We start from the raw sequence: 13,358 nt of genomic DNA, 5'->3' as shown, positions 1-13,358 counted from the left end.
TACCTATACCTATACCTATACCTATACCTTAGGCAACAACTCAGAACTCAAGACTCAGAACTCTTATTAACTATGTTCCGGACAGAAGTACATATACCCGCCAGCGGCCTGAACCTGACCCTGCAGGACCGTGTGTTGACCATCGGCTCCTGCTTTGCCGATGTGATCGGGAACAAACTGCTGGAGAACAAAGCCCATGTTCTGGTCAATCCGTTCGGAACCATCTTCAACCCCTTGTCAGTCTGCAACCTGCTGGGCGCTGCTGCCGGTAAGCCACATGCGTTTGAGCAGCACCTAGTACAGCACCAGGAGATCTGGTACGCTTACGACCTCCACTCCTCTCTCTCCTCCCCTGACCGGCAGGAACTGCTTCAACGCATTGATCAGCAGTTGCAAAGCACCCGACAGGCACTGCAAGAGGCAAAGTTACTGATCATCACATTGGGTACGGCCGTAGGCTACCGCCTGCACAGCACCGGCCACATCGTAGCCAATTGCCACAAGCTGCCCGCCCGCCACTTCAGCCGGCAGCTGCTTACAACGGATGAGATCCTGGCGGCCTTTGAACATACGCTACCCTTACTCAGGCAACTTAATCCGGACCTCCAGGTGCTGCTCACAGTCAGCCCGGTGCGCCACATCAAGGAAACGATCGAAGTGAACAGCGTCAGCAAAGCAATCCTTCGGCTGGTATGCCATCAGCTGGACGAGCGACATACCCAGGTGGGTTACTTCCCCGCTTACGAGATCATGCTGGATGATTTGCGCGACTACCGCTTTTATGGCCGGGATATGGTGCACCCCACAGACACGGCCGAGGATTACATCTGGGAGAAATTCACGTGTGCACACCTTGCCAAAGATTTTATCACCTTCCTGAAAGAATGGGAGAAAGTAAGACGGGCACTGGCACACAGGCCGTTTCACCCGGAGTCAGCAGCCCACCAGTCTTTTCTGAAAAGCACCCTGCACCAGCTCCAACAGCTCCAGGACAGGTATGGCATCGCTACCGATACAGAAGCCCGGCAACTCCGGGAACAGCTGACCGGGGAATAAGCTTTTGCAGGCTTCCATACCTCTTCTACCATACTTTTGCCCGTCCTGCCCGTAGGTATAGAGTGCCGCTGGCCCGGACCAGCCCTATACGACTATGGCAGAAGACAGAAAACCCAATAGACTCATACACGAGAGCAGCCCTTACCTGCTGCAGCACGCCTACAACCCGGTAGACTGGTTTCCGTGGGGAGAAGAGGCGCTGCAGAAGGCAAAGCAGGAAGACAAACCCATCCTGGTCAGCATTGGCTATGCCGCCTGCCACTGGTGCCACGTGATGGAACACCAGTCCTTTGAGCACGAAAAGATTGCCGCAGTCATGAACGAGCACTTCGTGTGCATCAAAGTGGACCGCGAAGAGCGCCCCGATGTGGATGCCATCTACATGGATGCCCTGCAGGCGATGGGGCAGAATGGCGGCTGGCCCCTGAATGTATTCCTCAACCCGGACGCCAAACCTTTCTTTGGCGGCACCTATTTCACACCCCAGCAGTGGACGAGCCTGCTCCTCAACATCAGCGAAGCGTATGCCAAAAACCGGCAGGAACTCTATGACACGGCTGAACAGTTTGTGGCGCATCTCAACCGGAGCGAGCTGGAAAAGTATGGGCTGCGGGAAAGTAAAGCCGAAACCAGCGAAGAAGACTTTAAGCTGATGTTTGAGAACATCAGCAAGCGGTTCGACAAGAAAAATGGCGGCCTGGGCACTGCACCCAAGTTTCCGATGCCGACCAACTACCTCTACCTGCTCCGCCACCACCACCACACCGGCGATGAAGCGGCCCTCAAACACGTGAACCTTACGCTACGGGAGATGGCCTATGGCGGCATCTACGATCAGATAGGCGGCGGATTTTCCCGCTACTCAGTGGATGCGGAGTGGCTGGTGCCGCACTTCGAAAAAATGCTCTATGACAACGGGCAGCTCATCAGTCTCTACTCCGAAGCCTACCAGGTTACCAGGGACCCCTTGTACAAAGACGTGGTGTACGAGACGATCGCTTTTGCAGAGCGGGAGCTGATGAGCCCGGAAGGAGGCTTCTATTCTTCGCTCGATGCGGACAGCGAGGGCGTAGAAGGCAAATTTTACGTCTTCACCAAAGATGAACTGCACGATCTTTTTGAGCATGAGGAGCCGCTTTTTTCCAAATATTATCATGCTACGGCTGCCGGCAATTTTGAGCACGGGCAAAACATCCTCCACCGTCGCATCAGCGATGAAAACTTCGCCAAAGAAAACGAGCTGGAGCTGGAAGTGCTGGAAGAGATGGTAAAAACCTGGAAAGAAAAGCTGATGGAGGTCCGGGCAAACCGGGTAAGACCGGGACTGGATGACAAGATCCTCTGCTCCTGGAACGCGCTCATGCTCAAAGGACTGGCCGATGCCTACTATACCTTCGGGAACAAGCACTTCCTGCACCTGATGCTCCAAAATGCCAATTTTCTGCTACAGCGCCTGAAACAGGGCGACAAGCTCTATCACAACTATAAAAAAGGAACGGCCACCATTGACGGCTTTCTGGAAGACTATGCCCTGCTCATCCGGGCGCTGATCCGGGTATACGAGGTGACGTTCGACGAGAAATGGCTGCAGGAGGCAAAGCAACTGACGGACTATACCCTCTCCCACTTTTTCGACGGGCAGGAAGGGATGTTCTTTTTCACGGATGAAAGCTCTGAAAAACTGATCGCCCGCAAAAAAGAGATCATGGATAATGTCATGCCATCCTCCAACTCCGTGATGGCGATCAACCTGCACCTGCTGGGCCTGTATTTTGACCAGGAACAGTACCTGCAGCTCTCGGATGATATGCTGGCCAGGGTAAAGCCGCTGGTTATCCAGGAGCCTTCGCACCTGAGCAACTGGGCCATCCTGTATTATCATAAGCTCCGGCCCATGGCCGAAGTCGCGATTGTAGGGAATCAGGCGCCCGAAATGCGCTCGGAGCTCAGCGTCTTTTACCTGCCCAACATGCTCCTGACAGGTACGGAGCAGACAAGTGCTCTGCCGCTTTTGCATGACCGCACGGCGATCGGGGGAAAAACAACCGTCTACGTCTGCTACAACAAAACCTGCCAGTTGCCGGTGCATACCGCTGCGGAAGCGCTGAAACAGCTGCAGGACCCTGCAAAACAGGAAAGCAAATTCCCTTCGCTGTAAAACGCTGCGGGGAACAATAAGCAAGAGCAGCGATAAAGCGCTGCCCTTTCAGAATAGTATACATACTATCTGTTTTATCCGGTACCTTGAATCAGCTAAGGACAGCTACTCTGGCTTATGTGCGGCTATTCATCCTCCGAAACATCTCGTCTATCTCCTCTCTGCCAGCTTTTCTTGCCTCTTCAGAGCGCCCATAGCCAATTTCAAGCTCACCGGCTGCCATACGTTCTATTATGTTATCTGCAAATTCATCTACGGGGACTCCCATCGTGTGTATGCCCACGCCACCCAGATCCGTGTTCACAGCGGGCGGTACCAACTCGATTACGCGCACGTTTGTTCCCGACAGATCGTGCCGCAGGGACATAGTAAAAGAGTGAATGGCCGCTTTGGTAGCGCTGTAAACCGAAGCAAAAGTGCCTGGTGTAAACGCCAGCCCGGAAGAGACGTTAATTATAGCTGCCTCCTGCTGCTGCTTCAGGTGCGGTATAAAAAGTGCTGCCAGATGAATGGGCGCCTCCACGTTAATGGCAATTTCATGCCGGCGCTCCTCCCACGAGGCGGTGTCTTCTGTAAACTTTCCACGCCGTTGTATACCTGCGTTGTTTACCAGCACGTTCAGTTTCGGAAACTCGCGTGTAGCCCACTCAAACAGGGCTATCCGGTCTGCCTCGCTGCCCACGTCGCATACCCTGGTTTGCAAGCCCGGGTGTGATTGCTGTGCCTCCCTCAGCTTCTCCTCTCTCCTGCCGCACACCAACACTTCGCTTCCGGCTTTTAAAAACCGCTCTGCCAGCGCTAAGCCAATTCCGGAAGCGCCGCCCGTAATCAACACTGTATTTCCAGCTAAATTCATTCGGATATGTTTAAAGTTTGGTTAAAAGGCAGAACGGTTGAAGTATAAACTCCGCCGGGAAAACTGCCCAACCCTTCTTTTACTACGGTAACCAATGATTAGGTTCAGCGAGATCGCCTGCTAAAGCTTTTACGTTCCGGTTCTTGTGAAATCAGGTTACCCATGTTTTGTCTTCCTGTGCGTTTACAACAGTCGGCTTTTTTTGCGACCTTTGTCAGAAGCTAACCTATACCTGCACCCTTGTCTGAACTGCTAAACTTTAATTATCCGCCGGAGCCGGCTGTGGACCGCGTCACGCTCTTTGCGGACGTGATACTGCCCCTGCCGCTGCCGAAGCTCTATACCTACCGCATCCCGTTTGAGATGAACGACGATGTGCTGGTGGGCGTGCGGGTGATCGTGCAGTTCGGCTCCAAAAAAGTGCTGAGTTGTATTGTAGCCGACATCCACGAGAATGCGCCGGCCGATTACCAGGCCAAGTACATACTCGATGTGCTCGATGATAAGCCCATTGTGACCAAGCCGCAGCTGCAGCTTTTCAAGTGGATCGCGGACTATTATATGTGCACGCTCGGGGAAGTGATCAATGCTGCGCTTCCTTCCGCCCTGAAACTCAGCAGTGAGTCCAGGATACAGCTGCACCCGCACTTCAACCCCGAAGAGGACGATATCCCGTTGGCGGCACAGGAGGCCAAGATCATCTATGCCCTGCAGCAGAACCAGGCCCTTACCTTTACCGACATCGGCAACCTGCTCCAGATCAAGAGCTACCATAAGTTTATCAAGTCGCTGATTCAGAAAGAGGCGATCATTATCTTCGAGCAGGTCAGTGACAAGTTCTCGCCGAAAGTGGTGAAAAAAATACGCCTCACGGAGCATTTTGTGCACGAAGAAGGTATGCTGGAGGAGCTTTTCACCCAGCTGACACCCAAACCGAAGCAACTCGACATCCTGCTCAACTACCTGCAGCTGGTACCGGTGCACCAGGATGTGCATCTCAACTATGGCGGAATCGAAAAAAGTGCCCTGAGCAACAACCCCCATCTGTCCAAATCTTCCATCGACTCCCTCATCAAAAAGGGGGTGCTGGAGCAGTTTGACCAGATCATATCGCGTTTCCCGGTAGATAACGGGATACAGTTGAAGCCGATGGCACTCTCGGAACACCAGGAGCAGGCCAAAGACGAGATCCTGGGCCTCTTCAAGGAAAAGGACACGGTGCTGCTGCATGGCGTGACGGGCAGCGGCAAGACCGAGGTATACATCGACCTGATAAAACATGCACTCGAAGGCGGCGGGCAGGTGCTATACCTGCTCCCCGAAATTGCCCTGACAGCCCAGATCGTGACGCGCCTGATGAAGGTGTTTGGCGACAAGCTGGGCATCTACCACTCCAAGTTCTCCGATAACGAACGGGCGGAGGTATGGCAGGGTGTGCTTTCGGGCCGCTTCCAGATCGTGGTCGGCGTGCGGTCGGCTGTATTTCTGCCATTCCACAACCTGTCGCTGATCATTGTGGATGAGGAGCACGAACCCAGCTACAAGCAATACGACCCGGCTCCCCGGTATAACGCCCGTGAAACCGCCCTGATGATGGCGCACCTGCAGGGGGCCAAAACATTGCTGGGCTCCGCCACACCAGCCATCGAAACCTATTACAATTGCCAGACCGGCCGCTGGGGACTCGTCACGATGAGCAAGCGCTACGGGGAGGCGCAGCTCCCGGATATCGAGCTGATCAACGTTCGGGAGGAGCAGCACCGCAAAAACATGCACAGCCACTTCTCGGGCAAACTCGTCACCGCCATAGAAGAGCGCCTGGCACGAAACGAGCAGGTGATCCTGTTCCAGAACCGCCGGGGCTATGCTCCCTTTATCTCCTGTGACGAGTGTTCGTGGATACCCAAGTGCCGCCACTGTGCTGTGAGCCTGTCCTACCACAAGTATAACAGCGAGCTCCGTTGCCACTACTGCGGCTATCACGAGCGCATGCCCAACGACTGCCCGGCCTGTGGCGCCACGACGCTCAAGAGCATGGGTTTCGGAACCGAAAAGGTAGAAGATGACCTGAAGCTCATGCTGCCCAACGCCGAAGTGCAGCGCATGGACCTGGACACGACCAAGAAGAAGAACAGCTATCAGCAGATCATCGCCGACTTCGAGAGCGGCAAGACCAACATCCTGATCGGGACGCAGATGGTTACCAAAGGGCTTGACTTTGAAAATGTGAGCCTGGTAGGTATACTCAATGCCGATAGCATCATTCACTTCCCGGACTTCCGGGCGCATGAGCGGGCCTACCAGCTGTTTGTGCAGGTGAGCGGACGTGCCGGCCGCAAAGGCAAGCCGGGCACCGTGCTCATCCAAACCCGTGACCCGCTGCAGCCGATTTTCCGGAAGGTACGCAACAACGACTATACCTCCCTGTATGAGCATGAGATCGAAGAGCGGATGCGTTTTGGTTACCCGCCTTTTGCGCGCATGATCCGGATCACGGTGAAACACGCAGAAGAAAAAGTATCGGAGAATGCGGCCATTGTGCTGGCTCAGGACCTGACGGACCGGTTGGGAAAGCAGCTGGTGCTGGGGCCGGAGGTACCGTATATCTTTAAGATCCGGAACCTGTTCCTGAATGAGATCCACATCAAGATGCCGCGCGAAAACATGAACCTGCGCGCGGCCAAGCAGCAGGTTGCCAAAGCGATTCAGCAGCTCTTCCTGCTCTCCGATTTCAAAGGCATCCGGGTGGTAGCCGATGTAGATCCGGCCTAGGCGTTACCGGTTAGAGTGCAAAAACAGGAAGTAGCCATAGTACACTGAGAACTCCCAGCTGTACAAAAGGAGGGTAACGACGCCTGCGCAATAATATTTTATCTTTTTTGGAAACACCCGTAACCTTGTCAAAAACAGGGGCGTATAAAGAGTACCTTTGGCTAAAAGTTGAAAGCCTGGAAGTTGGAAATGTCACCCTTGGCATTTGTTTACTTCCAGGTTTTTCTCTTTATATCCCCTCCTGTTCTACTGCTGTTTCCTGTCCTTGTTCAGGACAAGCACATACATAATTCCGAACCCAAGGAAAGCGACCAGGAAGAAAATATCCGTCCACTCGTAGTCCCCCTGCAGGATCTGGTAAGCTTTCACGCCCGCAAAAACAAAACAGGCAATGGCCAGTACTATTCTGAAAATTCTTCGATTAGACATTTGATAAAATTAATAGTGAACGTTGGTTTATACGTGCTGAATTCTGCCAGGCTTCCTGTACAACAGGCTCCCGCTGGCCCTTAGAGCGACATGTAAAAAATGACCCAGGCGGTAATGGCAACCGAGCCGATGACATTCAGCACTAAACCGGCTTTGGCCATGGTGCTGATGGGCACCTGTTTGGTGCCATACACAATCGCATTGGGTGGCGTGGCCACAGGCAGCATAAAGGCCATGCTACAGGCTATTACGACACCAAGTATGGGAAACAGCCCCGGCACCAGAAGCTGATTCAATATACCAATGGCGATAGGTACAAAGGTAATGGCAATGGCTGTATTGGAGCTTACTTCCGTCAGAAAAAGTACGCCGGTGATTAATACAAATACCAGAAACACGACTTGCTCCGGGTCTATGAAAGTGGTGATATTGGCCCCGATCACATCAGCCAGTCCGGAAGTTACCACCAGCTGCCCCAGCGCCATACCTCCCCCGAACAGCAGGATCGTATCCCAGTCGATGCGCAGCAGGTCACTACCGGTGAGTGTGCCCTCTCCCCCGTTTTCCTGCCCCGGCGGAATGAGGAACAGCAGCAGCGCCGCCAGCAGGGCCACAGTGCTTTCAGCAAAATAGCTGTTCATAAAGGTATAGGCCTGCGTCATCCCCAGCAGATTGAACACACCCGGGCTAAGCCACAGCACCACCGCCAGCACAAATACGCTCAGCGTCACCTTCTCTCCTTTTGAGATGGGTGGCTGTACGGCAGTTTGCTCTTTGACATACACCCTGATCCCCTGCGGACTGAAACTGTATTTCTTTAAAAAATAGCGCATGTACAGCAGCATAAAGGCATACATGGTCAGTGAGATGGGCAGCGCGAGGATCATCCACTGCAGAAAATCGATCGTTATACCTTCTTTGGCCAGGTAGTTGACCCCAATCAGGTTGGGAGGAGAACCGATGATGGTACTGATGCCGCCAATCGAAGCACTATAGGCTATACCTAGCAGAAAGAAAGCGGAAGGACTTTTTCCGGATTCCGGCTCCTGTATGAGTTGCAGCACGCCCAGAGTCAGCGGCAGCAGCATAGCCACTGTGACCGAGTTGCTTACCCACATCGACAGCACATACGACACCATCGAAAACCCGAAGAACATACTGAAAAGGCTTTTCTGGAAGATCGTTCTGGAGAGGATGAACAGGGCCAGCCGTTTGTCGAGGCCGTGGCGCGTCATGGCACGGGCCAGTAGAAAACTGCCGATGAAGAGCAGGATGATCGGGTGTCCTAGGTTCTGAAACGCCGTATTGACGTCGGCTATACCTGTCATCACGGCGATGAGTACCCCCAGCAGTGCCGTCATCGAGAGCGGGATCACCTCGGTCATCCAGAAAGTGAGGCAGAAGACCATGATCGTCGCTACTTTCTGCGCCTGCGGCTCCAGCCCGGACGTGAGGCCCCACATCGTCAGGGCCAGCAGCGGCGCCACGATCAGGCCTATGTTTCTTCTGGTTAAACTCATACATTTAAATATAGAGATAAATCCAGAAACCAACGCTACTGCGAAGGTATAATTTGGGCCCAGGTCCGTGGCTGAAATGCAGCTACTGGTAGCTCGTACTGCCGGATGCTGCTACACAAGGTACCGTTGTTTGATGATGTTGAGGTGGTGTATCTCATGCCCCAGGATAGCAAACCCCAGCGCCCGTACGGATACTTTCTTATTGCTTGCTATGCCTGATTCGCTCAGCATTTCTTCATCAAAGTTTTTGAATAGCTCGATGGTGGCATGTCGCACGGCAGCATACTCTGCCAGTATGGACGTAACGGCGCGCGTGTCCGCTTTGCTGTGCTCTGCATAGGTATTCTCATCGAAGCCGGGTAGCGCGGTTCTGTCCTTGCGGGCAAAGCAAAGGGCGCGGTAAGCAAAGATACGCTCCGTATCGGCCATGTGCACGAGCATCTCCTTGATAGACCACTTGCCCGGCTCGTAGCGGTGCCTGAGCTGTTGTTCTTTAAGGGAGAGAATGAAGTTCACAATATATTCTTCGCTTGCTGCCAGGGCAGAGAGCAGGTCGTCGGTATTGGCGTTTGCTATGTAGCTGTTGAAGAAGTTGTCGTACTCCGAAGGATCGGGTGTTGTGATGATTTTTTCCATACTTTCAGAAAATTAATGCGTTTGAACCAGCCATTCCAAGGATAGTAAAGGTATAACGTAAAAGTACAAACTATAGGCGTATACCTCCTACCTGAAGCTGTAAAAACCCAGAGCCCGGCCTTCTAAGGCCGGGCTCTGGGTGATGAGTTCAGCTATACCTGGCCTCCGCTGGTGGGGTTCAGGTATAGAGTTAGTGTATATAGGAGAGCAAAAACGCTTTCCCCCTCCTACTGCCCTACCAAAAACACGGCGTTGCCAAAGAGCAGTTTGCCGTTGTGCCAGAAGCCGCGGAACAGCGGGTTATCGGCCAGGTATACTACTTGTCCACGGCCGAGCGGTTGCGTACCCAGTATGAGCGCGTCCTGTAGTTTTTCCTTTGCTTTGGCTCCCACAAAACCCGTGGCATAGTTGCCCTTCTTGAGCACGCCCACGTTCCAGCCGTCTTTCATAAACTCAAATGTGTCGGCAGTTCGAACCAGGGCATAGTACGTATCGCCGTAGCCGAAGGCCAGCGGGTGCGTTTTGTCCAGGTTGACACGGAACACACTGCCCTGTACATCCTCTGACAGCGCTTCCCGCTCCCGATTGCCGTATACCTTCAGGTTCTGGTAGGGATCTTCTTTTGCCTCTTTCGCTTTCTCCTTCGCTTCAGTGGCCTCGTCACCGCCTTTCTTCTTCAGGTTGAAATCCTTTTTGCCGGCCAGAAATCCGGCGGCAGTTTCCATCGCGATCAGTTTACCGCCTCCACGCACCCAGGTTTTCACCTGCTCCAGCGTCTGCTCATTGAGCACGCGGCCGTAGGAACCGGCAGGCAGAATGAGGACATCAAATTCATGCAGCGGCACATTGCCAAAATAGCCCGTACCCAGCACCGTTACCGGATAGCCGATCTGCTGCTCAAAGTAGTGCCAGATCTCCCCAAAAGCATAAGGCGACACCCCATCTCCGGACATCACTGCCACGCGCGGCATTTTAAGGTAGCGCACACTGCCGGAACCGAAATCGGCGCCGCTGCTCACAAAACCTGTCGTCGTAGCCTGCAGATCAACCCCATGTTTTTGGGCAAGCGCGCGCACGGTGGCATCCAGTTTATCGGCCATACCTTCGTTGCCGGTGCGGGTGATGATGAGCGTGCCGGCATCATATTGTATACCTTCCGTCTCAAACGGCTTCTCCGACATGCGCACTTTTACCTTCTGGCTCATCAGCTCGGTCAGGAACTTGACATCCTCCAGGCTGTTCCAGCGGGCCAGGTAAGCATAAGGCCGTTCGATCGTGATGGCCTTGGCCTCTTTGGCCGGTTGTTGCTTTCCGGGCTCCAGCCGGCTGCGCAGCGCGTAGGCCTGTAACCCGAAGGCATATGGCATGGCCCAGGACGTAATGTCGTAGGTCAGTGAGTCTTCGAGGTTGGAAGAAGGCTCAAACAACACCTTCACCAGGGTCGACTTTGGCTGATACATGCTCACCACCAGGTCATTCTGTCCTATCCGTACGTTTTCTTCCTTGCCGCTGGCGTAGTTGTAGCCTTTGGTTGAGCTGTTCTTACCGGCATAGCCATACTTGATCTGCTGGCGGTCCAGGTAATCGGTCAGGGCTTTCAGGTTGCCGGCGCTGCGGCTATCTGCTTTGAAGACAAATGTCTTGTAGTCACCGGCCGGCTTCTTCAGATTGTTTTCATAATACTTCTTGAACTCCTGCGTCAGTTGATCCGCCTTCTCGGACGAGGCCTGTATCGTGGCCAGGCTGGCAGCATGGTGATGGGCGATGCGGTCTTTCAGCGTCAGCGTGTCGCCGTCCTGTTTTTTGAAGGCCAGCCCGGCCCGGCCGGAGCCGCCCTGTTCGTACGTCATGCCGATGGCGCCATTGAAGGTAGGCCAGGTATCGCCGTAGCTCGGGTAGAACAGGTCAAAATTTTCACGCGTGAAGTATAGCCAGTTGTTTTTGTCGAAGTATTGTCGGTTGTAGTCGCCGATGGTGTTCTGAAACTGCCGCTGCCAGGGGGTGATGCTCTCGTGGAAGGGCTTGGCAGCCGGCGAAAAGTAGTAAGGAGATTCGGCTCCCATCTCGTGGAAGTCGGCGTGCACCTGTGGCAGCCAGTTGTTGTACAGTGCCAGGCGCTGCTTCGACTCCACCTGCGTCTGCCAGGCCCAGTCGCGGTTCAGGTCAAAGTAATAGTGGTTGGGTCTGCCACCCGGCCAGGGCTCATAATGCTCCCAGGCATGGGGCGATGCATTGCCACCCTGGTTCTGCGTCTGCTTGTACCACTGCACGTAGCGCTCGCGTCCGTCGGGGTTTACGCAGGGGTCGAGTAGCAGCAAGGTATTCTCCAGCCAGGCTTTTGTTTGCTGGTTGTTGGGATCTACCAGGTCGTAGAGCACCTGCATCACCGACTCGGTACTCACCGATTCATTGCCGTGTATGTTGTAGCTCATCCAGACGATCGCCGGTTGTTTGCCCTGCACCTGCCCGCTCAGCACACCGGCCTGGCGCAGGTTGTTTTCGCGTATCTGCTCCAGGCGCTGCAGGTTTTCGGTAGTGGCCACGTAAGCCAGCAGCAAAGGTCTGCCCTCGTAGGTTTTGCCGTACTCCTGTACCTTGATGCGGCCAGGAGCCTGCTGAGCCAGGTAATTTACGTAGTCCACCACGCGGGCATGTGTTGTAAATTCCTCTCCCAGGGTATAGCCCAGAAACTGTGCCGGCGTCTGCAAGGCCTGCTGTGCCACAGCCGCCTGCACGCTCCCCAGCAACAGGCAAAAAGCGAACAATCGCTTCATCGTTTTTCGCATGAGTTATTTCTTAAAAATGGTGATTGTTGTGTGGAAATAAAGCTACAATCTGCGCAAAAAAGCTGAAAGTGACAATTTTATATACTAGAACTACCTTGCTTCCTGCAGTCTTACCTGCTTAGCCCTGGCGCAGACCAACCAGCTCGGGCGATGGAATTTAAACGTCTTTCGGCCCGTTTTCAAACTATACCTCCTTCACTGAAACTCTACCTGCCATGTGCGTACCTATAGCCATGTACATCTACTGGAGAAAAACAGGGAAAGGCATTGCCGGTTTTGTTGCAGGGCTGCTCCTGATGGCTGCGCTGTACATGACGGCAGGATTGGTACTGGGAAGCATACCTGTGAACAGGAGCTATGCGCAGCCGACGCAAGGTATAACGATATTTGTAACAGATAACGGCGTACATACCGACCTGGTGCTGCCTGTGAAAACAGAGTATATAGACTGGCGCGACAAGCTGCATCTGCAGGATTACGCTGCCGCCGACAGCACCTTTACGCAGGTAGGTTTTGGTTGGGGTGACCGGAAATTTTACATGGAAACACCTGAGTGGAAAGACCTGACGTTTACGACTGCTATAACGGCCCTGTTCTGGCCAACCCGCACGGCGATGCATGTGGAATATATTGCCCGTCCTTTGCAACAAAACAAATACCAGCAACCTGTCATCCTCAGCGAACAACAATATAAGGCCCTGGTCGATTACATTTTGGCTAGTTTTCAGCAGCAGCCGGACGGCGAGTTTCTGCTGATAGACGGGATGGGGTATAGCGACAACGACAACTTTTATGAAGCAAACGGCAGGTTCCATCTCTTCAAGACCTGCAACAGCTGGGTCAACGGTGGCCTGAAAGCCATGGGACACAAAGCAGCCTGCTGGGCTCCCTTTTCGTTTTCGGTTATGCGGCAGGTGCGGGAGTAGAATGAATTGTCTGCCTGCTGATGTAGCACTTAACAATGGCCTTTACTGTAAGCAGTCGAGCTTTTTGCTCCGTAGCTGTCTCCTTTCCAGTGCCTTTGTACCTCTTGTTTCATGGTTGAATGTGGAGCGCTCTAAGCCGCGGGGCATCGTTTCTCTGCTTCGCCACTGTGTATCTTTCCTTTGCTCCTTCGTCGCAATGCCTGCGGCACCGGAAACCTA

The 13,358-nt window shown here is 53.7% G+C and carries 9 protein-coding genes; 4 read left to right on the top strand and 5 right to left on the bottom strand.

The window, feature by feature from the left end; all coding sequences use genetic code 11:
• Both OB13_RS16560 and OB13_RS16555 read left to right on the top strand, forming a co-directional pair.
• Positions 1–1,056, top strand: a 1,056-nt coding sequence (locus OB13_RS16560) for a GSCFA domain-containing protein (RefSeq protein WP_461491290.1), incomplete at its 5' end; no start/stop codon positions are given.
• A gap of 94 nt (positions 1,057–1,150) precedes the next feature.
• Positions 1,151–3,214 carry a thioredoxin domain-containing protein gene (locus OB13_RS16555; RefSeq protein ID WP_461491289.1) on the top strand — a complete coding sequence of 688 codons (2,064 nt, stop codon included), beginning with the start codon at positions 1,151–1,153 and terminating at the stop codon, positions 3,212–3,214.
• 115 nt (positions 3,215–3,329) lie between these two features.
• On the opposite strand, the gene OB13_RS16550 is transcribed toward OB13_RS16555, so the two are convergent.
• The gene (locus tag OB13_RS16550) at positions 3,330–4,070 is read right to left on the bottom strand and encodes an SDR family oxidoreductase (RefSeq protein ID WP_461491288.1); all 741 of its coding nucleotides are present in this window, start codon (positions 4,068–4,070) and stop codon (positions 3,330–3,332) included.
• 240 nt (positions 4,071–4,310) lie between these two features.
• Between OB13_RS16550 and priA the strand changes: the two genes are divergently transcribed.
• On the top strand, positions 4,311–6,842 hold the full coding sequence (priA, locus tag OB13_RS16545; protein WP_461491287.1) for a replication restart helicase PriA: 2,532 nt from the start codon (positions 4,311–4,313) through the stop codon (positions 6,840–6,842).
• A gap of 246 nt (positions 6,843–7,088) precedes the next feature.
• Here the strand turns inward: priA and OB13_RS16540 are convergent, their stop codons facing one another.
• From OB13_RS16540 to OB13_RS16525, 4 genes are all read right to left on the bottom strand, one after another.
• On the bottom strand, positions 7,089–7,271 hold the full coding sequence (locus OB13_RS16540) for a hypothetical protein (protein ID WP_461491286.1): 183 nt from the start codon (positions 7,269–7,271) through the stop codon (positions 7,089–7,091).
• Between the two features lie 80 nt (positions 7,272–7,351).
• Positions 7,352–8,791 (bottom strand): SLC13 family permease, encoded by a 1,440-nt coding sequence (locus OB13_RS16535; RefSeq protein ID WP_461491285.1) that lies wholly within the window; start codon positions 8,789–8,791, stop codon positions 7,352–7,354.
• A 111-nt stretch (positions 8,792–8,902) separates the two neighbouring features.
• Positions 8,903–9,427, bottom strand: coding sequence for a DinB family protein (locus OB13_RS16530; RefSeq protein WP_461491284.1), 525 nt, complete (start codon positions 9,425–9,427; stop codon positions 8,903–8,905).
• Positions 9,428–9,654: 227 nt separating this feature from the next.
• Complete coding sequence (locus tag OB13_RS16525) at positions 9,655–12,201, bottom strand: M14 metallopeptidase family protein (protein ID WP_461491283.1); 2,547 nt, start codon at positions 12,199–12,201, stop codon at positions 9,655–9,657.
• 227 nt (positions 12,202–12,428) lie between these two features.
• Here OB13_RS16525 and OB13_RS16520 point away from each other — a divergent pair, with 227 nt between their 5' ends.
• Entirely contained in the window at positions 12,429–13,139 is a 711-nt protein-coding gene (locus tag OB13_RS16520; protein WP_461491282.1) for a TIGR02117 family protein, read from the top strand.
• The last annotated feature ends 219 nt before the right edge of the window (positions 13,140–13,358 follow it).

The sequence above is a fragment of the Pontibacter sp. HJ8 genome, from assembly GCF_054824225.1.
This window is presented reverse-complemented; position numbering and strand designations above follow the sequence as displayed.